The following is a 17,620-nucleotide window of genomic DNA, read 5'->3' as shown; positions in this document are numbered from 1 at the left end:
TCAGTTCTTTTCGACGCGGATGTGCGCGCCGTCGACGAGCAGCATCTGCCCTTCGGTCACCACGCGTTCTCCCGCGGTCACGCCCTTGTCGATGACGACATGGTCGTTACTGGTCGGGCCGACGGCGATGCTGCGCTGTTCGACGGTATTGTCCGCTTTGACGACGAAGACGAAGCTCCCTTCCGTCGAACTCTGCAACGCCACGACCGGAATGCTGACCGCATCGCTGAGGCGGGTGGTCGGCAAGGTCACTTCGGCGAACTGACCGGAGGTCAGGCGGCCATCGGCATTGTCGAATCGCCCCTTCAGCACGATCGTGCCCGTGGTGATGTCGACAGCGTTATCGATGAATTCCAGTTCGCCGGTCAACGGCGCGCCCTTGTCTCCCGTGACCCGTGCCGTGACCGGCATCGCACCGCGACGCAATGTCGTACGCACGGCGGGAAGGCTGTCCTCGGGGATGGAGAAGGCGACGCGGATCGGATCGATCTCGTTCAGGACGACGATGTCCGTGGTATCCGCGGACAGCGTCGCACCGGGATAAGCCAGTGGCGCGCCCGTTACGCCATCGAATGGCGCGGAAACCGTCGTGAAATCCAGTTGCACCTGCGCGGCCTGCGCGGCGGCGCGGTCGCTTTCCAGCGCGGCGCGGGCCACGCCCAGGTTCGCCTTGTACAGATCGAAATCGGCACGCGAAACGAATCCCTTGCCGAGCATGTTCTGATAGCGCGAAAGGTCGGCCTCGGCCTTCACCAGTTGCGCCTGGTCGCGCGCAACGTTGCCTTTGGCCTGGTCCAGTGCCGCCTTGAGCGGGCGCGGGTCGATACGCGCGAGTACGTCGCCCTTGCGCACATGCGCGCCGGGCGTAAACGCCAGCGATTCAAGCTGCCCATTCACACGCGAACGGATATTGACGGTCGAATAGGCCTCGGCGCGACCGATGACCTTCAGCGACAGATCGATATCGCCACGTGTCGCGGTCGCTACCGTGACGGGAACCGCGGCGCTCGCGACCGGCTTCGCGGTACCTGCCTCGCCACCCTTTCCGCCTTCGTGTCGCCACGTCGCGAATGCGACAACCGCAACGACGAGCAGTCCGGTCAACAGGAGAAATTTCTTCCTTGGGGAACGCTGCATGTGTACTCCGGCCGGACCGCCTGCGGTCCAGGGATGTCGTCCAGGGCAAGGCCCGTGACGACAGCGGGTGGTCGGCCATCGGCCAGTGAAAATGTATAAACGGTGCGCGCCTTGACGCCGCCCCCAAGGAGGGATCAGTCCCCGTCGACCGGATTATCCAGCGCCTGGAGGTTATCTTTCATGCGGTTGAGCACATTCATGGTCGTCACCAGGTCCGCGTGGGAAATGCCGTTATGGGCATCCAGCCTGAGACCGCGGGCAATCTCGTCCATGCCGTCAATCACACCACGAGCCTGTTCGGTATCGTGCAATCGCCACGCACGGCGGTCGCGCGGATCGGGACGGCGCTCGACGAATCCCGCCGCCTGCAGGCGGTCGATGACGCGTCCCACCGCGATGGGCTCCATGTCGAGCTGCTCGGCCAGTTCGTTCTGCCGCAGGCCCGGATGGCGATGCAGCGCTTTCAGCGCGCGCCATTGGGCACGGGTCAGGCCGAAACGCACGGCTCGGCGATCGAAATGCTTGCGGAAAAGTAAGGTCACGTCGTTGATCAGGTAACCGAACGACATGTCTTCTGATTTAAGGGTCTCGGGCATAACCTTCGGTGCTGGCCACTGGGGCCTTGGGGTGGCAAGGCGCCCATCGTAACTAATTGCCGCGTCGGAGGACGAATGGACATCGATTTGCTGGAAAGCGACATCACGATCCTGAACGTGGATGCGATCGTAAACGCGGCAAACGAGTCGCTTCTTGGGGGTGGCGGCGTCGACGGGGCCATCCATCGCGCGGCGGGCCCCCGCCTTCTCGCGGCCTGCCGGGCACTCCCCGAGGTCCGCCCCGGCGTGCGCTGCCCCACCGGGGAGGCCCGCATCACGCCTGGCTTCGACCTGCCGGCGCGTTTCGTCATTCATACCGTGGGGCCGGTCTGGCACGGCGGGGGAGACGGGGAAGCCGGTGGATTGGCGGCGTGCTACCGGAACAGCCTGGCATTGGCCCAGGCATACGGCCTCCGCTGGATCGCCTTTCCGGCGATCAGCTGCGGGGTTTTCGGGTATCCGCTCGATGAAGCGGCGACGATCGCGGTGCGCAGCGTGCGCACCGCGACGGAAGGACCGGAGCGCGTGGTGTTCTGTACGTTCGGGGCTGCAGCGACAGGGGCTTTTGCCAAGGCGCTTGGGGCGTAGTCGCGTACGTTCGCTTTACGCTTCGCAGGGATCGCCATGCGGAAGGCCGCCATGAGGCATCACCGGGGATAAAGCGGCGGAAGCGGATCGTCGCTTTTCGAAACCGTATCGGCTATCCAGACAAACCCCCGCGCAAAAGCCGCCCGCAGCGCGGCGCCATCGACCGTTCCCCCACCAAACCGCGCCCGCTGCAACACCGCAACGGCGTCGCGCTGCGCGCCATCGCCCAGCAGCGGCAACAACGCACCCAGGCTTCTGAGTTCGGGGTGCGCGATGCGTGCCCAGGCGAGAAGCGTCGACTCCTGCGCAGCCAGGTCGTCGCCGTGTGTCGTGGCGACGAAGGCATCGCGTTGCTTGCCGTGATTGCGCCCGGGCTCAGGTACCGGCTTGCCGCCGTTCGCCGGCGCAGGACGCCTGCGCGCCGTAACGAACCACGCAAGCATCGTCAGTGCCCAGAGTCCCAGCGCACCCACGAAAAGCCAGCGCCAGGGGAAGCCCGAAGCCGATGGCGTCACCGCGACCGGCGGTGCAACCGTACTCGCGTGTGCCGGAGCGGCCGACGCCGGTGCAGCAGCCGTACCTCCCGTGACTTCGAGGTCGTGCGCCGGAATACGCGCGGTTTCCAGACGATCCGTCTGGACGTTCCACCAGTGCAGGGTGGTCTCGGGAATATGCAGCGTCCCCGCGCGACTGGGCACGACCGCGAAGCCCTGCTCGCGCCAGCCAGTGATCCACGGACCGCTGTTCGCGCCGCCGGTATTCGGTTTATCCGGATAGACGTCCGCACCGTCGATCGGCGGCAGCGACAACGCCGGCAGCGCCTCGAAGGGAATGCCCGTGGCCTGCAGACGCATCGTCAGGGTGACAGGCTGCCCCACCTGCGCTTTGCCATCCTGCGGCCATCCACCGATGTTGAGCGTCAATTCGCGGGCCGGCAGCCACGCGCCCTCTCCGGCTGTCGCCGGTTTCGCACTCACCTCGATTTTCTGCGGTTGTCCGACGGCGTTGACCGGTGTTCCCGCGCCGAAGAATGCGCCCGGATCTTCCGCGTCGACCGCGGTGCCCTGGAAGGTCGGCGGCCCGATCTGAAGCGTGCCGGCGCGCTGCGGCATGATGGCGTAGTGGCGTTCGATGACGTTGAACGTACGACCGCCGCGCTGGGTCTGGAACGTGACGTCCTGACCAACGCGGCGGATGTCCGTGCCATCGGCGCCCGGATCGCCCAGCGTGCCATCGGCCAGTCGTACGCCGTAATAAAGACGCAGCGTGTAATCGATCTGCTGACCGACATACGCATGCGTGGTATCGGTTTTGACGTCGAGGAAAACGGTCGCATTCGAACGGGCCGGCGCGTTGGGATCCGTCGCGTCGACATTCAGTTCGAGAACCGGCGTGCGCTGCCCGCCGACGATCAGCGCCGGAACGGTGATGTGCCCCTCGTGACGAGGACGCAACGCGATGCCCAATACCGCCCGCGCACGACGCTGTCCGTTGACGACACTGAGCGACCGGCTGACCTGCGTACCGAGCACGACGAAATCGGTGCCGAGCGGCGACAGGTCGGGTGAATCGATATCCACCGAAGCATCGGCTTCGATGTTCAGCGTGACCGTTTCTCCGACGCCCACGTCGGTGCGATCGAGCGATGCGCGCACGCCCGGCGCCTGCGCCAGTGCGAGATACGGCGCGCAGATCAGCGCGAGCAGCACGAGGATCCTTCGCGACATTATTCCTCCGGTCCGACGCCATGACGGCGCTGGTATTCGAGCATGAACTTGCGTCGCAACAGACCGCCAGGATCGTCGGGCACGCGCTGCAATGCCTGGCGCACTTCCTGGGGCAGTTTCTGCGTGGCATCGCCGGGAGCTTCGGCGCCAAGATCGTGCACCTCATGGTCGGCGGGCTTCGCGTCCTTGTTGGCTTCGCCACGGGCGAGTGCGGCGTCCATGCGCTCCTTCAACGCCTGCTGGGCCTTTTGCGCTTCGGCTTTCTGCTCCGCGGTTTTCGCATCGGCATTGCCTTGCGGTGGCTCCGCAGGCGACTGCTTGTCTCCAGCGGACTTACCGTCGTCGCGATCCTTGTCGCCCGGCTTGCCCTGCGGACCCGCTTCGCCGCCTTCCTTCTGGCCTTCGCTACCGTTGCGGGCGTCCTTACCGTCCTTCGACTGGTCGCCTTCCTGTCCGTTGTCCTGTTTGTCGCCCTGCTGTCCCTGCTGATCGGAACCACCGGGCTTATCGGGCTTCTTCGAACCGTCCTTGTCGTTGTCGCCCGACTTTTTCCGCTCCTGTTCTTTCTGCTTTTTCAGCCAGTCCTCGACCGCCTTGCGATTGGCTGTCGCGTCGTCGAGCGACGGATCGGTCTTGAGAGCCCGGTCATATGCGGCAATCGCATCGTCGTAGCGCCCCTGCTTCGCCAGTGCGTTGCCGAGATTGTACTGAGCCTGCGCATCCGGCTGTCCGTTCAACGCCGCCGCCGCATCCGCGTAATCGCCGGCGCGATAGGCCGCGGCGCCACGCAACGCGTCGCTATGCGCCAGAGACTGGGCACGTTTGGCATCGCCATTGGCAAGCGCGCGCGCTGCCTGCTGATCCCGTGTGCGGAACAGATCCTCGATGCCGTCCGCATGCGCGCGACCGGGAACGAGCGGCATGAAAGCCAGCGCCAGTACCAGCAGCCAGCCGCGCCTGAAGACAAGCGCGAGTAAAGGCAGCAGCGGCAGCAGGAACCAGGGACCGCGATCCTGCCATTCGCCGCCCTTCGCACCGGCGACTGCTTCCGCGCCCGCCACGTCATCGACCTGCGTCGCCAGGGCGTCGGTGTCCTCGTGGCCCGAAGCAATCGGTACGTAGCGACCGCCGCCCGCGGCGGCGACCGCGGCGAGCGATGCGTCGTCGCGGGCCGCCATGACAACGTTGCCGGAAGCGTCTTTCACGAATCCGCCATCGCCGGTGGCGATCGGTGCGCCCTGCGCGGTTCCTACGCCCAGCACGGAAACCCTGCGGCCGGCCGCACGCGCGCGCCGCGCGGCGGCCACCGCGCCGGCGTCCGCTTGATCGGTGACCAGGATGATGGAGCCCCCCGGTACGTCGGCATGACGAATCAGTTCGACCGCCTGGTCGATGGCCTTGCCCGGATCGTCGCCTTCCGCGGGCATCGTGTCCGGGGACAATGCATTCAGGAGATCGTCGACACTGTGCGCGTCCGAGGTCAGCGGCGCCACCACGAACGCTTCGCCCGCATAGGCGACGAGCCCGTTCAGGCCGTCATGATGAGCGGCGAACAGATCGCGAACCTTGAATCGCGCGCGACTCAGCCGATCGGGCACGACGTCGCGCGAAAGCATGTGCGGCGACATCGACATTGCCACGACCTGCGCGGAACGCTGCGAGAAAAGCGGTTGTATCTGCCGGTCCCAGGCCGGGCCGGCAAGAGCGATTGTCGCGAGCAGGCCCGACGCCAGCAAGGTCGACGGAGCGAAGCGCGAGCGATTCGGCACGCCGTCGAGCAGATACGGCAGCAACGCCGGATCGGCAAGCCGCGCGAGCACGCGCTGCTCGCCGGAACGACGACCGGTCAGCCATGCGACGAAAACCACGACAGGCAGCAACAACAGCCACGCCGGCTGCAGGAAATGAAACGAGCCGAACAATGTGCTCATGTGCGTGCCCCCGGCCCGACGAAGCGCGGCAAAGCGGCGAACGCGAGCAGAACCATGGCCGCCAGCAGGGGCCAGCGGAACAGTTCGTAGTGCGGACGTAGCGGCTGGCCTGCCTGAGGCATCGGTTCGAGTGCATCGATAGCGCGATACGCCTGGGCCAGCTGATCGGTATCCGTAGCGCGGAAGAAGCGGCCGCCGGTCTGGTTCGCGATATCGGTGAGCATGCCGACATCGAGATCGGCCGACGGATTGATGACGCGGCTACCGAAGAAGTCCGGCACACGCATGGCGTTCGCGCCGATACCGATGGTGTAGATGCGAACGCCGGCAGCCTTCGCCGCTTTGGCGGCTTCCGCGGGCGAGATCGAGCCGGCGTTGTTCACGCCGTCAGTCAACAGCACGACGACGCGTGCCTGCTCGGGAAGGGCAATGAGGCGTTTCACCGCGACAGCGAGCGCATCGCCGATGGCCGTCTCGGTGCCCGGCAAACCGACCACCGCACCGTGTAACTGGGCGCGCACGGCGTCCAGGTCGTAAGTCAGCGGCGTCACCAGGTAGGCCTGCGAACCAAACAGGATCAGACCCACTTCGTCGCCGGCACGCCGGTCGATGAAATCGCCCGCGATGGCTTCGACCGCGGCGAAGCGGCTTACCTGTTGTCCGGCGAGCAGCATGTCTTCGCGCGACATGCTCCCGGACAGATCCACCGCGAGCATCGTGGCGCGGCCGCTGCGCTGCTGCGGCTGTGGCGGTCCCAGCCACTGCGGACGCGCCGCCGCGACCACCAGACAGCACCACGCCAGCGCAAACAGCATCACGGCACGGGTGGAGGGGCGTGTGCGGCTTGCCTGCGTCAGTACCAACCCGGGATGCGGGAGATTGAGTGCCTGCGCCGGCGCGGCGGGTCGCCACACACGACGGACGACGAAGGGAAGCGGCAGCACGAGAAACAGCCAGGGCCACGCGAACTCAGGCAGGAGCATGCGCAACCTCCCCGGCCCCAAGCACGGTACGTCCGGACGATGCGAGCGCCACGGCCGCCCATGCGCGCAGATCGCGCGCCACGGCATCGACATCCAGCTCGACAGCCGGTGCATACAACGCGTCGTCCAGCGCGGCAAGCCGATCGATATCGACACCCGGCGCGAGTTCGCCGAGAACATGACGCCATGCCGCGCCGCGCCGGCTTACCGATGCCGGTCTGCGCGCACGTGCAATACGACGGAGCAACTGCGATGTGGCCGCGACGAACGTCGCGACCTCGCCATCGCGGGCGTAACGCGCTTCCGCCGTACGCAGATCGCCGAGCGCCGCATGCACGAAACGACGCTGACGGCGACGTCCGCGCAGCCATAGCGCAAGCAGGACGATCGCAAGCAGGAACAATGCGATTAGCACCCACCATCCGGGTGCGAGCGGCCACCACGCGCTGACTGTCGGCACGTGGATGTCGCGAAGTTCGGGGCCGTCGGGAAGGTTCACGGGCCGCGTCCTCTCGCGCCGAGCAGCGCGATGGTCGCGTCCAGAGGGTCGACGACGGTGTCGATCGTGCGCTGACGCAAGCCAGTAGCGGCGGCGAGCGCTTCGAGCTTCATCCGTCCCTGGCCGAGCGCGAGCGCGAAGTCGTCGCGCTGACGCGTCGCGTGCAGGACGACGTCGTAATGTTTTCCCTCGTGAGCGAGCGGATAGCGCCCCGGTGGCGGCGCGGCCAGTTCCATCGCGTCGGCCACCGTGAGTACGGCGACATCCGCGCGACGCATCAGATCGAGCAGTGGACCGCGCGCACCGTCGTCGCAGCTGAAGCCATCGCTGATCAGCAGCACTCGGCTGGCACCGTGCATGAGGCGTCCCGCACGCTGCAAGGCACCGGACAGGGATTCGAAGCCAGCGTCGTCGGCGCGTGCATCCCACGCGGCGATAGCCCCGAGTGCGGCAAGTGCGCCTCGCGCCCCGCCACGAGGACGCAGCAAGTGACGTTCCGCACCGAAGGCCAGCACGCCGACGCGATCGCCGCCGCGTACCGCGTACCACGCCGCCACGGCCGCGGCGCGCGCGGCCTGCACGGATTTGAAACGGACGCGGGTACCGAAACGCATGCCCGCATTGGTGTCCAGCAGGATCAGCAGCCGCCCTTCCCGTTCTTCCTGAAAGAGCTTGGTATGCAGGCTTCCGCTGCGCGCGGTCAATCGCCAGTCGAGCCGGCGCACATCGTCGCCGGGCTGGTAGATTCGCGATTCGGCATAGTCCATGCCGCGTCCATGCAACCGGCTGGGTTGCTGGCCGCTGCGCGCGGCGCGCGATACGACCGGCGGCGAAGGCGCACGCGCCACTCGCGCGCGAAGCGCGATCAGTTCGGCGAGATTGACGCTGACCCGTCCATCGCCGTCGCGGTTCATGGAGACGCGGGCATTCACGGCAACGGCACGAGATCCAGCAGGCGATCGATGACGCTGTCGATTTTCACGCCCTCCGCCTCCGCCTCGTAGCTGGGCAGCACGCGATGACGCAGCACTTCGTGAGCCACCGCATGCACGTCTTCCGGCAGCGCATAAGCGCGCCCGGCCAGCCATGCGCGCGCCCGGGCGCAGCGATCCAGCGCGATGCTGGCACGCGGGCTCGCGCCCCAGGCGATCCAGCGCTTCAGTTCGGGGCCGTACACTTCCGCGCGACGCGTCGCCACGACCAGCTGCGTGATGTATAGCTCCAGCGCGGGCGCGACATGTATGGCGAGAACGGCATCGCGCGCCGCGAATACGTCCTCGGGACGCAGGACATGCGCGGGTGGCGGCACCGGATGCATCGCCTCTCGCGCCTGCTCGCGCGCAAGGCGCAGGATAGCCAGTTCCGCGTCGGCATCCGGATAACCGATGGTCACGTGCATCAGGAACCGGTCGAGCTGCGCTTCGGGCAGCGCGAACGTGCCCTCCTGCTCGATCGGATTCTGCGTGGCCATCACCATGAAAAGTTCGGGCAGCGGCCACGTGCGGCGACCGATGGTGATCTGCCGCTCGGCCATCGCTTCGAGCAGCGCGGACTGCACCTTGGCGGGCGCGCGGTTGATTTCGTCGGCAAGCACGATGTTGTGGAACAACGGACCGCGCTCGAATTCGAATGCGCCGGTCTGTGGCCGGAAGATATCGGTACCCGTGAGATCGGCCGGCAACAGGTCCGGCGTGAACTGGATCCGGTGAAAATCGGCTTCGATCCGGGTTGCCAGCGCCTTGATCGCCGTCGTCTTGGCCAGCCCTGGCGCGCCCTCGACGAGCAGATGCCCGTCGGCCAGAAGGGCGATCAGCAGGCATTCGACCAGATGCGGCTGACCGATAATGCTACGCCCGAGCTCCTCGCGCAGACGGACGAACGCGTCCTGGAGGGGCGTGGCGACGACTTCGGGTAGGGACATAGGGGATCTCGAGTACATGGAACGAGGGTGAGACAACACAGTACCCCAGAAGTTTATGCCGGTCGCTGTCCTGTAGGAGCCCGCTTGCGGGCTCCTACAACAAGCAAAAAAAAAGCGGCCCGGAGGCCGCCTCTTCTTCGCCGGTAAAGCCCCTTACTGCAACGTCTCGCTCAGAATGCGCGGCGTCACGAAAATCAGGAGTTCGGCCTTGTTGTTGCTGCGGTTCGTACGGCGGAAGAGCACACCCAGACCCGGGATGTCGCCCAGACCCGGTACCTTGTCCGTCGTATTCGCCTTCGTGATCTCGTAGATACCGCCAAGGACAACAGTCTGACCGTTGTCGACGAGCACCGACGTGTTGATTTCGCGCGTGTCGATCTGCGGCACCGAACCGCCGCCCGGACTCGGCACCATGGCCGCCAGCGCATCCTTCTTCACGTTGATCTTCAGATAAACGCGGCTATCGGCCGTGATGGTCGGGGTGACGCGCAGCTCGAGTACCGCGTCCTTGAACTGGACCGTCGCGTTCTGCGCACCGCCACCGCTGGAGCTGGCCTGATAGGTCACGTAACCGATCTGCTGACCCTGCTTGATGACCGCTTCCTGCTGGTTCGCGGTGATGACGCGCGGGCTGGAGATGACTTCGCCACGGCCTTCCGTCTGCGCCGCCGACAGTTCGAGGTCGACGAGGTAGTTGGCGCCGAGGATCGCGAGACCCAGGCTACCGGCCGGGTTCGAGACCGGCAGGTTGACGTTGTAGCCGCCCGGCAGCTCGACCGAACCCGGAACGGGGACATTCGTCGGAATGGCGGTACCCGCGGCCTGTGCCGCCGCAACGTCGCGGTTGTACTGGTTGAGGGCGTTGTTATAGGTGACGGCGTTGTTGTGTACGCCAGTTACCAGACCCGCTGTACCCGTGCCGTTCGTACCGCTGCTGAGGTTCGGCGTCGTACCGATGACCTGACCGCTCGGATTCGTATTGGACGCCTGCACACCCCAGCGCACACCGAGCTGACGGGTGAAGGTATCCGTGGCGACCACGATGCGCGATTCGATCAGCACCTGCTGCACCGGACGATCGAGGGTACCGATCAGTTCGCGCAGATCGCGGATCTTGTCCGGCGTGTCGTTGACGAGCAGCGTATTGGTGCGGTCGTCGAAGGAAACGCTGCCGCGCGCCGAGAGGAAGCCGCGACTACCGGTGCCCTGACCGCCACCACCCGTGGACTGCATACTGCCCTGGGTCAGCAGCTTGGCGATGTCCGCCGCCTTGCCGTAGCTGATCGGAATGTAGTCGGAAATCAGTTCCGCCGAGTTCTCCGCTTTCTCGCGGGCATCGGCCAGGCTCTGCTCGTAGCCGGCCAGCTCGGCCTGCGGTGCGATCCAGATCACGTTGCCGCTGCGGCGCTTGTCCAGGCCCTTGGCGCGCAGGACGACGTCCAGCGCCTGATCCCAGGGAACATTGACGAGACGCAGCGTGACGCTGCCGCCGACGCTGTCGGATGCAACCAGATTCAGGCCGGAGATATCGGCGATGAGCTGCAGCGCCGAGCGGACCGGAATGTCCTGGAAATTGAATGTGACGCGGTTGCCGCTATACGTCGGATCCTGCCCCTTGGCCAGCTTGGGATTGACCGGCGCGGCCTTCTTCGGGGCCACTTCGACGACGTATTCGCCGCCGCTCTGATAGGCCGATACTTCGACCTCGCCCTTGGTACGGATGTCCATGCGACCGCCGCCGGGCGCGGCCTTCGTGTCGATCGACTGCACCGGTGTGGCGAAGTCGAGCACGTCGAGGCGCTGGGCAAGTTTCGACGGAATGCTCGCACCGCCAAGGCTGACGATGACGTGATCGCCTTCGCGATGCATTTCCGGGCTGGCCGTGCTGCTGCCGAGCGTGACCAGAACGCGGCCTTCGCCGTTGGGGCCACGACGGAAGTCGATGTTGGAAATCGGCGTGCCACCCGACGAGGGGAGTGCCTTGGTCGGATCGGAAACGACCGCCGTGGTCGTCGTGGCGCCCGTCGGCCCGTTGTTCACGGTGACATAGAGGTTATTGCCGTCGACGCGCGTCTTATAGGCGGACTCGCGGAACAGTTCCACCACCACACGGGTCTTGCCGCCTGCGGCGATGACCGAGATGCCGGACGTCGAACCCTTGCCGATGTCGATATGTCGCGTGGCGAATGCGTTTGTCGTATCGGCCAGGTCGACGGCGATGCGCGGAGGGTTGCTCGTCGTGAAGACGTTCGGCTGCGGTGCCGGACCTGCGAAAGCGAGCTTCAGCTCCACACGGCCGCCGGGCTGGACATCGTAGGTGACGTTCTGCAGTGCCGTCGCGGCGGTCGCCGCGCCGGCGAAGATCGCCGAACAGGTAAGGGCTACGCCGAGGAACCAGCGGCGCATAGTGAAACGCGCGCTACCCGGCAGATGATTCTTATTGATGGTCATGTGCGTCATCCCCGAGTTCATTTTTCACCGACCGCAATGCTTGCCTGCCTTTCCATCCAGCCGCCGGTGCCGTTGGGCACCAGCTCGACGAGATCGATGCGATCTTCGGCGACACCGGTGATACGGCCATAGCTCTGCCCCAAGTATTCGTTGCGATGGACGCGGTGGATCACCCCGCCCGGATCTTTGATCAGTGCTTCCATCGACGGACCGGCACCTACCGTGCCCACCATCTTCAGGCTGTCGAGCGAGAACATCTCAAGCGGCTGCTTGGCACGATTTTCGTCCGGCCGGGGGCCCGAACCATTCCCCTGCGCCTGCTGCATCTCGGCGCTGCTGGGACTGAACGGGTCGCGCTGGTTCTGGTCCTGATAGGCGAACGTTTCGAAGGTACGGATCACGGGCAGCGGCGGAATCGGCGCGCCTTTCTTGTGTTTTTCCTGCGCGACCCAGTCGCGCAGATCCGACTGGCCCCGGGTGCAACCGGCCAACGCCAGCGCGCTGAAGGCCACGAGCAGGAACTGACGGTGTGTAGCGTGCATGCGCTTCATCACTTCTGCCCTCCCTGGGTCGCCGGTGCCGACTTGTTTACGTCGGTACTTTCGTCGTCCTCGAGGTAACGGTAAGTCTTGACCGTCCCCTGCAGAACCAGCATGCCGCCCGGTACCGGATCGCCGCCCTTGGACGCTGCCGTCTTCGGGGTCAACGACACATCGTGCAACGTCAGGATGACGACACGCGGCAGCGAGGCCACGCCGCTGATGAATGCGCCGAACTGGTGATAGGTACCCACCATGCGCAGCGTGATCGGCTTCTCGGCGTAGAAGTCCTTGGGCGTCTCGGGACCGGGCTGGAACAGCTCGGTCTCGATGCCTGCCGCAAGGGCCGTCTGCGAAACGTCGACGAGCAGCTCAGGCATTTCCGTCTTGCTGGGCAACTGACGCAACAGCGTCCGCAGCATGTCCTGCATTTCGGCCAGCTGCTGCTCCAGAGCTTCGAGGTTTGCCGCCTTGGCCTGCTTGTCGGAGAACTCGCGCTTGAGTTGCTCTTCCTTGCTTTCCGCCGAGGTCAGATCGTCCTGCTGATTGCTGATGTAGAAATACCAGCCCGCCAGGGTGACGACCACGAACACCAGGCCCGTGAAGAACAGCTTGATCGACTTCGGCCAGGCGCCGACGTTATGCCGATCGAGATTGCGCAGATCGTCTAGGAATTTCATGGCTTGGCTCCTACCGTGGCGGCGGGAGTCGGACGCGGTGCGGCGACCGGTGCGGTGGGCGTGGCGGAGGCCGGTGCCGTGGGCTTTACCAGTCCTGTCACCGGACCCGCGATGGCGGCAGGCACGGCGGCCGGAGCCGTCGATGCGGCGCTTGCCGGAACCAGCGGTACGCCACCGGCGGCGTTCGGATCGGAGGCGTCGGTGCCCGGCTTGCTCAGGCGGACATCCAGACCGAACGTGTACGGCATGCGCGATGCGTCGTGCGTGTTTTCGGTCTTGCGCAGATCGACGTGACCCATCCACGGGCTGGCTTCGATATTGCGCATGTAGTCGGCCACGCTGGTGTTCGACTGGGACACACCATCCAGCGAAAGCGCGTCGCCGGACTGCTTCATGCCGGTCAGGCGGGCGCTGCCCGGGACGGTCTTCACCATCTCGTCGAACAGATGGACCATCTGCGAACGGTTGGCCTGCAGCTGTTCGATAATCTGTTTGCGCTGGAGCAGGCCCGACCGGACCTTCTCCAGATCCTTGATCTTCGCGATGCGGCTATCGAGCTGCTTGATCTCGTTCTGCAGATACGTGTTGCGCTCGCCCTGATTGCCGATACGGGCATCCATCCAGAACGACCACGCCAGCAGCACGAAGACCGCGGCGGCAAAAGCGATACCCAACTGGATGTAAAACTCGCGCTCGCGCAGCTTGCGCCGCTCGGCTCGCCAGGGAAGTAGATTGATCCGTGCCATCAGTCGAAACTCCTCATGGCAAGACCTACCGCGATCATCAGTGCGGGGGCGTCTTGTGCGAGGGACTCCGCCTGCACCCGGTTCGACAGCGACATGCGTGCGAGTGGGTTGGCGACGATGCAGGGAATGCCAAGCTGCTGTTCGAGCACTTCGCTGATCCCTTCGATGGAAGCGCAGCCACCGGCCAGGACGACCTGGTCGACGCGGCTGTACTCGCTGCCCGCGAAGAAGAACTGCAGAAGGCGACTGACCTGCTGCACGAGCGATTCCTTGAACGGCTCCAGCGCTTCGATCTCATAGGATTCCGGAAGGCCGCCCTTGCGCTTGGCCCGGCCGGCTTCCTCGTAGGACAGACCGTAGCGACGCATGATTTCGTCGGTGAGCTGCTTGCCGCCGAAAACCTGCTCGCGCGAATAGATCGTGCGCTGGTTCTTCAGCACCGCCAGCGTCGTCATGGTCGCGCCGATGTCCACGACGGCAACCAGCGCATCCCGGGATACCGAGAGCTGGTCGGCCACCATGCCGAAGGCGTTTTCCATGGCAAACGCTTCGACGTCGACCACCCGGGCGGACAGGCCGCCGAGGTCGAGCGCCGCGATGCGCATGTCCACGTTCTCGGTCCGCGAGGCGGCGAGAAGGACGTTGTTCATTTCGGGATTGTCGCGAACAGGGCCCATCACCTCGAAATCGAGACTAACTTCCTCGATCGGGTAGGGAATGTACTGGTTAGCTTCGACCAGTATCTGTCCTTCGAGGTCATCCTCGGACAGGTCGGCCGACATGGGAATGATCCGGGTAATAACCGCCGAACCCGCCACGGCGGCAGCCGCGTGCTTCAGCTTGGACCCGGACCGGGCCAGGGCGCGGCGAATAGCTTCGCCGACCGCCTCGACCTCTACGATGTTCTTTTCGACTACAGCATTGGGCGGCAGCGGTTCAACGGCGTAGTGCTCGACGCGATAGCGCCCGCCTGTCTGACTGAGCTGCAGCAACTTTACGGCAGTCGAACTTATGTCGACGCCGATTAACGGCGCCGTCTTGGGTGTAAAGAGCCCCACGTTGTCCCCCTTCCCCGCGCCTTGTCGGAATGTAATGTCTTCGGCGCGAAGGCATTAGAACGAATCCTTAATGGATTAGCAACGGCCGATCAGACCCCTCTTCGGGAACTGAATCACAAGTTTAGTCACCGGCTTACATAATCCCCTTCAGGTTTGACGGAAAGTCCCCCCGGCGTCCCCAAACCGGCGTTGCATCTATACTCTGGACGATCCCTTTACGGTCGAAGATCCGATCCCGCATCCATGCGAATTCTCAAGCGTTTACTGCGCTACGCGCTGATTCTCGCCCTCGTGGGCGTGCTTCTGGCGGTTGGCGCCGTCGGTGTCGCCTACTGGCTGATCGCCCCCCGCCTGCCTTCCGTGGCGGTTTTGCGCGACTACCACATGCAGGTTCCGCTCAGGGTTCTGAGCTCCGATGGACGGCTTATCGCCTCCTTCGGCGAAACCCGGCGCATTCCCGTGCGCATCGCCGACGTCCCGCAGCGGCTCAAGAATGCCGTCCTGTCGGCCGAAGATGCCGATTTCTATAGCCATCCCGGCGTGGACTGGCACGGCATCGCCCGTGCGGGCATCCACGTCATCCTGTCCGGGGGCGACAAGGGCCCCGGCGGCTCGACTATCACCCAGCAGGTGGCGCGGAACTTCTTCCTGAGCCCCGAAAAGCTCTACTCGCGCAAGCTGACGGAGATGTTCATCGCGCTCCGTATGGAAAACGAGCTGACGAAGGACCAGATCCTCGAGCTCTATATCAACAAAATGTTTCTCGGCCATCGCTCTTACGGCCTTGCCGCGGCCGCTTCTTATTACTACGGCAAGACGCTCGACCAGCTCACCGTGGCCGAAAGCGCCACGCTGGCGTCGACGTTCCAGCTCCCCTCGGTGGTCAATCCGCTCAATAACCCGAAGCGCATGATCGGCCGCCGCGACTGGGTACTGGGCCAGATGCTGTCGAACCGGTTCATCACCCAGGCCGAGTACGACGAGGCCGTCAAGGAACCCAACGACGCTTATCCGCACGAGCAGCAAATCGAAGTGGATGCACCCTATCTCGCCGAGATGGCTCGCCAGCAAGTGCTGGAGAAACTGGGCAACGATGCGTTGACCGAAGGCTATGTCGTGAAGACGACCGTGCCCAGCGACAGCCAGCAGGCCGCCAACGAAGCGCTGCGCACCCGCCTCGCGTCCTATGACCGACGGCACGGCTATCGGGGTCCCGAAGGACACGAGGAACTGCCCGCGCAGGCCGGCCCCGAAGACTTCGATCGCGTTCTCGCCGGCTACACGAGCATCGCAGGCATGATGCCCGGCATCGTCGTCGAAACCGGCGCGAAGGAGGCCAGGGTGTACCTGTCGGCGCGCGAATCCGTCACGCTCGATTTCGACACCGTCGCCTGGGCACGGCCCTACGTTAATGAGGGTCGCGCCGGCGCCACGCCGAAGGGCGTCGACTCGGTGCTCAAGCGCGGCGACGTCATTCGCCTCTCCCGTGGCGAAAAGGGCGAGTGGGAACTGACCCAGATTCCAGCCGTGCAGGCCGCGCTGGTCGCACTGGATCCCGAAGACGGTGCGGTGCGCGCACTGGTTGGCGGCTTCAGTTTCGTACGCAGCAAGTTCAACCGCGCCGTCATGGCGGCTCGCCAGCCAGGCTCCAGCTTCAAGCCGTTCCTTTACTCGGCGGCGTTCGATCGCGGCTTCACGCCCGCATCCATCGTCAACGATGCGCCGGTCGTCTTCCCCGATCCGTCGCGTCCGGACGGCCAGTGGACCCCCGCGAACGACGACAACAAATTCGACGGGCCGATGCGCCTGCGCGAAGCGCTGGTGAAGTCGAAGAACCTGGTATCCGTGCGTCTGCTCGATGCCATGGGCCTGCGCTACGCCCGCGACTATCTGCAACGCTTCGGCTTCACGCCCGACGCGTTGCCGCAAAACCTTTCTCTGGCGCTGGGCACGGCATCCGTGTCCCCCATGAGCATGGCGCGCGGCTACGCGGTGTTCGCCAACGGCGGCTATCTCGTCACCCCGTACTTTATTTCCGAAATCGACGACCGCGACGGCAATCCCGTCTACCTCGCCAATCCGGAGCGTGCCTGCGCCGACTGCCAGGAGCGACTGCTCAGCCCAACCCAGCCCGGCCCGCCGCCGGTCAACGCACCAGCCGTCGCCGCGCGTCCGGCCGCCGCCAGCAGCACCGGCGGCAGCGAAACGGGCGATGCCGTGCTGCCCGCCGATGCGCATGGCGATGCCACGCGGGCTCCACGTCTGGCGCCGCACGTCATCGATGTCCGCAACGACTATCTGGTGACGTCGCTGATGCAGGATGTCATCAAGCGGGGCACCGGTTCGGCCGCAAGAGAACTCGGCCGCGACGATCTCGCCGGCAAGACCGGCTCGACGAACGACCACCGCGATGCCTGGTTCGTCGGCTTCAACAGCGACGTGTCCGTCGCCGTATGGGTCGGCTTCGACGACTTCACATCGCTGGGTAAAGGCGAGTTCGGCGCGAAGGCCGCGCTGCCGATCTGGATGGACTATATGGGCAGCGTCCTCAAGGATCGCCCATCGCACACGCTTTCGATGCCGCCAGGCATCAGTACCGTACAGATCGATCCGGGCTCCGGCCTGCCCTCGGCGGGCGGCATGCCGGAGATCATGAAGGTGGAAGATGTCGACCGCCTTCGCCAGCAGGCCACACAAAAACAGGAAGAGGACCAGCAGCAACACGCCTACGATATCTTCTGACGCGAGGCGCCCGGACGGGCGC

Annotated in this window: 15 protein-coding genes; 2 read left to right on the top strand and 13 right to left on the bottom strand. The window is 65.2% G+C overall.

The annotated features are described in order from the left end of the window. Together AC3IR3_RS02785 and AC3IR3_RS02780 are read right to left on the bottom strand one after the other, a co-directional pair. Entirely contained in the window at positions 1-1,137 is a 1,137-nt protein-coding gene (locus tag AC3IR3_RS02785) for an efflux RND transporter periplasmic adaptor subunit (protein WP_489195510.1), read from the bottom strand. Between the two features lie 134 nt (positions 1,138-1,271). After that, positions 1,272-1,733, bottom strand: coding sequence for a MarR family winged helix-turn-helix transcriptional regulator (locus tag AC3IR3_RS02780; protein ID WP_489195509.1), 462 nt, complete (start codon positions 1,731-1,733; stop codon positions 1,272-1,274). A gap of 75 nt (positions 1,734-1,808) precedes the next feature. Between AC3IR3_RS02780 and AC3IR3_RS02775 the strand changes: the two genes are divergently transcribed. Further along, positions 1,809-2,321 carry an O-acetyl-ADP-ribose deacetylase gene (locus tag AC3IR3_RS02775; protein ID WP_489195508.1) on the top strand — a complete coding sequence of 171 codons (513 nt, stop codon included), beginning with the start codon at positions 1,809-1,811 and terminating at the stop codon, positions 2,319-2,321. A gap of 59 nt (positions 2,322-2,380) precedes the next feature. Here the strand turns inward: AC3IR3_RS02775 and AC3IR3_RS02770 are convergent, their stop codons facing one another. From AC3IR3_RS02770 to AC3IR3_RS02720, 11 genes are all read right to left on the bottom strand, one after another. Then, complete coding sequence (locus AC3IR3_RS02770; RefSeq protein WP_489195507.1) at positions 2,381-4,048, bottom strand: BatD family protein; 1,668 nt, start codon at positions 4,046-4,048, stop codon at positions 2,381-2,383. Next, positions 4,048-5,979 carry a tetratricopeptide repeat protein gene (locus AC3IR3_RS02765; RefSeq protein ID WP_489195506.1) on the bottom strand — a complete coding sequence of 644 codons (1,932 nt, stop codon included), beginning with the start codon at positions 5,977-5,979 and terminating at the stop codon, positions 4,048-4,050. The genes AC3IR3_RS02770 and AC3IR3_RS02765 overlap by 1 nt, the downstream gene beginning before the upstream one ends. Next, complete coding sequence (locus tag AC3IR3_RS02760; RefSeq protein ID WP_489197005.1) at positions 5,976-6,956, bottom strand: VWA domain-containing protein; 981 nt, start codon at positions 6,954-6,956, stop codon at positions 5,976-5,978. The genes AC3IR3_RS02765 and AC3IR3_RS02760 overlap by 4 nt, the downstream gene beginning before the upstream one ends. Then, entirely contained in the window at positions 6,949-7,461 is a 513-nt protein-coding gene (locus tag AC3IR3_RS02755; RefSeq protein ID WP_489195505.1) for a DUF4381 domain-containing protein, read from the bottom strand. Before AC3IR3_RS02755 ends, AC3IR3_RS02760 begins: the two co-directional genes overlap by 8 nt. Continuing rightward, entirely contained in the window at positions 7,458-8,393 is a 936-nt protein-coding gene (locus AC3IR3_RS02750) for a DUF58 domain-containing protein (RefSeq protein WP_489195504.1), read from the bottom strand. The genes AC3IR3_RS02755 and AC3IR3_RS02750 overlap by 4 nt, the downstream gene beginning before the upstream one ends. Continuing rightward, positions 8,390-9,382 (bottom strand): AAA family ATPase, encoded by a 993-nt coding sequence (locus AC3IR3_RS02745; protein ID WP_132142232.1) that lies wholly within the window; start codon positions 9,380-9,382, stop codon positions 8,390-8,392. Before AC3IR3_RS02745 ends, AC3IR3_RS02750 begins: the two co-directional genes overlap by 4 nt. Before the next feature lie 153 nt (positions 9,383-9,535). Continuing rightward, positions 9,536-11,833: a type IV pilus secretin PilQ gene (locus AC3IR3_RS02740; protein ID WP_489195503.1), complete on the bottom strand. Its 2,298-nt coding sequence runs from the start codon at positions 11,831-11,833 to the stop codon at positions 9,536-9,538. Positions 11,834-11,850: 17 nt separating this feature from the next. Then, positions 11,851-12,375 (bottom strand): pilus assembly protein PilP, encoded by a 525-nt coding sequence (locus AC3IR3_RS02735; RefSeq protein ID WP_132142234.1) that lies wholly within the window; start codon positions 12,373-12,375, stop codon positions 11,851-11,853. Positions 12,376-12,383: 8 nt separating this feature from the next. Next, positions 12,384-13,052, bottom strand: a complete 669-nt coding sequence (locus AC3IR3_RS02730) for a type IV pilus inner membrane component PilO (RefSeq protein ID WP_132142235.1) — start codon at positions 13,050-13,052, stop codon at positions 12,384-12,386. Further along, the gene (locus AC3IR3_RS02725) at positions 13,049-13,798 is read right to left on the bottom strand and encodes a PilN domain-containing protein (RefSeq protein ID WP_489195502.1); all 750 of its coding nucleotides are present in this window, start codon (positions 13,796-13,798) and stop codon (positions 13,049-13,051) included. The genes AC3IR3_RS02730 and AC3IR3_RS02725 overlap by 4 nt, the downstream gene beginning before the upstream one ends. Further along, positions 13,798-14,856 carry a pilus assembly protein PilM gene (locus AC3IR3_RS02720; protein ID WP_489195501.1) on the bottom strand — a complete coding sequence of 353 codons (1,059 nt, stop codon included), beginning with the start codon at positions 14,854-14,856 and terminating at the stop codon, positions 13,798-13,800. The genes AC3IR3_RS02725 and AC3IR3_RS02720 overlap by 1 nt, the downstream gene beginning before the upstream one ends. Before the next feature lie 243 nt (positions 14,857-15,099). Between AC3IR3_RS02720 and AC3IR3_RS02715 the strand changes: the two genes are divergently transcribed. Continuing rightward, a complete protein-coding gene (locus tag AC3IR3_RS02715; RefSeq protein ID WP_489195500.1) occupies positions 15,100-17,598 on the top strand; it encodes a penicillin-binding protein 1A in 2,499 nt (832 codons plus the stop codon). Positions 17,599-17,620: the final 22 nt, after the last annotated feature.

Source organism: Luteibacter sp. GL_149, assembly GCF_057834065.1.
This window is presented reverse-complemented; position numbering and strand designations above follow the sequence as displayed.

Excerpts from the sequence above, each read along its gene's own strand:
- AC3IR3_RS02785 (WP_489195510.1), bottom strand. The coding sequence starts at position 1,137 with ATGCAGCGTTCCCCAAGGAAGAAATTTCTCCTGTTGACCGGACTGCTC.
- AC3IR3_RS02780 (WP_489195509.1), bottom strand. The coding sequence starts at position 1,733 with ATGCCCGAGACCCTTAAATCAGAAGACATGTCGTTCGGTTACCTGATC.
- AC3IR3_RS02775 (WP_489195508.1), top strand. The coding sequence starts at position 1,809 with ATGGACATCGATTTGCTGGAAAGCGACATCACGATCCTGAACGTGGAT.
- AC3IR3_RS02770 (WP_489195507.1), bottom strand. The coding sequence starts at position 4,048 with ATGTCGCGAAGGATCCTCGTGCTGCTCGCGCTGATCTGCGCGCCGTAT.
- AC3IR3_RS02765 (WP_489195506.1), bottom strand. The coding sequence starts at position 5,979 with ATGAGCACATTGTTCGGCTCGTTTCATTTCCTGCAGCCGGCGTGGCTG.
- AC3IR3_RS02745 (WP_132142232.1), bottom strand. The coding sequence starts at position 9,382 with ATGTCCCTACCCGAAGTCGTCGCCACGCCCCTCCAGGACGCGTTCGTC.
- AC3IR3_RS02740 (WP_489195503.1), bottom strand. The coding sequence starts at position 11,833 with ATGACCATCAATAAGAATCATCTGCCGGGTAGCGCGCGTTTCACTATG.
- AC3IR3_RS02735 (WP_132142234.1), bottom strand. The coding sequence starts at position 12,375 with ATGCACGCTACACACCGTCAGTTCCTGCTCGTGGCCTTCAGCGCGCTG.
- AC3IR3_RS02730 (WP_132142235.1), bottom strand. The coding sequence starts at position 13,052 with ATGAAATTCCTAGACGATCTGCGCAATCTCGATCGGCATAACGTCGGC.
- AC3IR3_RS02725 (WP_489195502.1), bottom strand. The coding sequence starts at position 13,798 with ATGGCACGGATCAATCTACTTCCCTGGCGAGCCGAGCGGCGCAAGCTG.
- AC3IR3_RS02715 (WP_489195500.1), top strand. The coding sequence starts at position 15,100 with ATGCGAATTCTCAAGCGTTTACTGCGCTACGCGCTGATTCTCGCCCTC.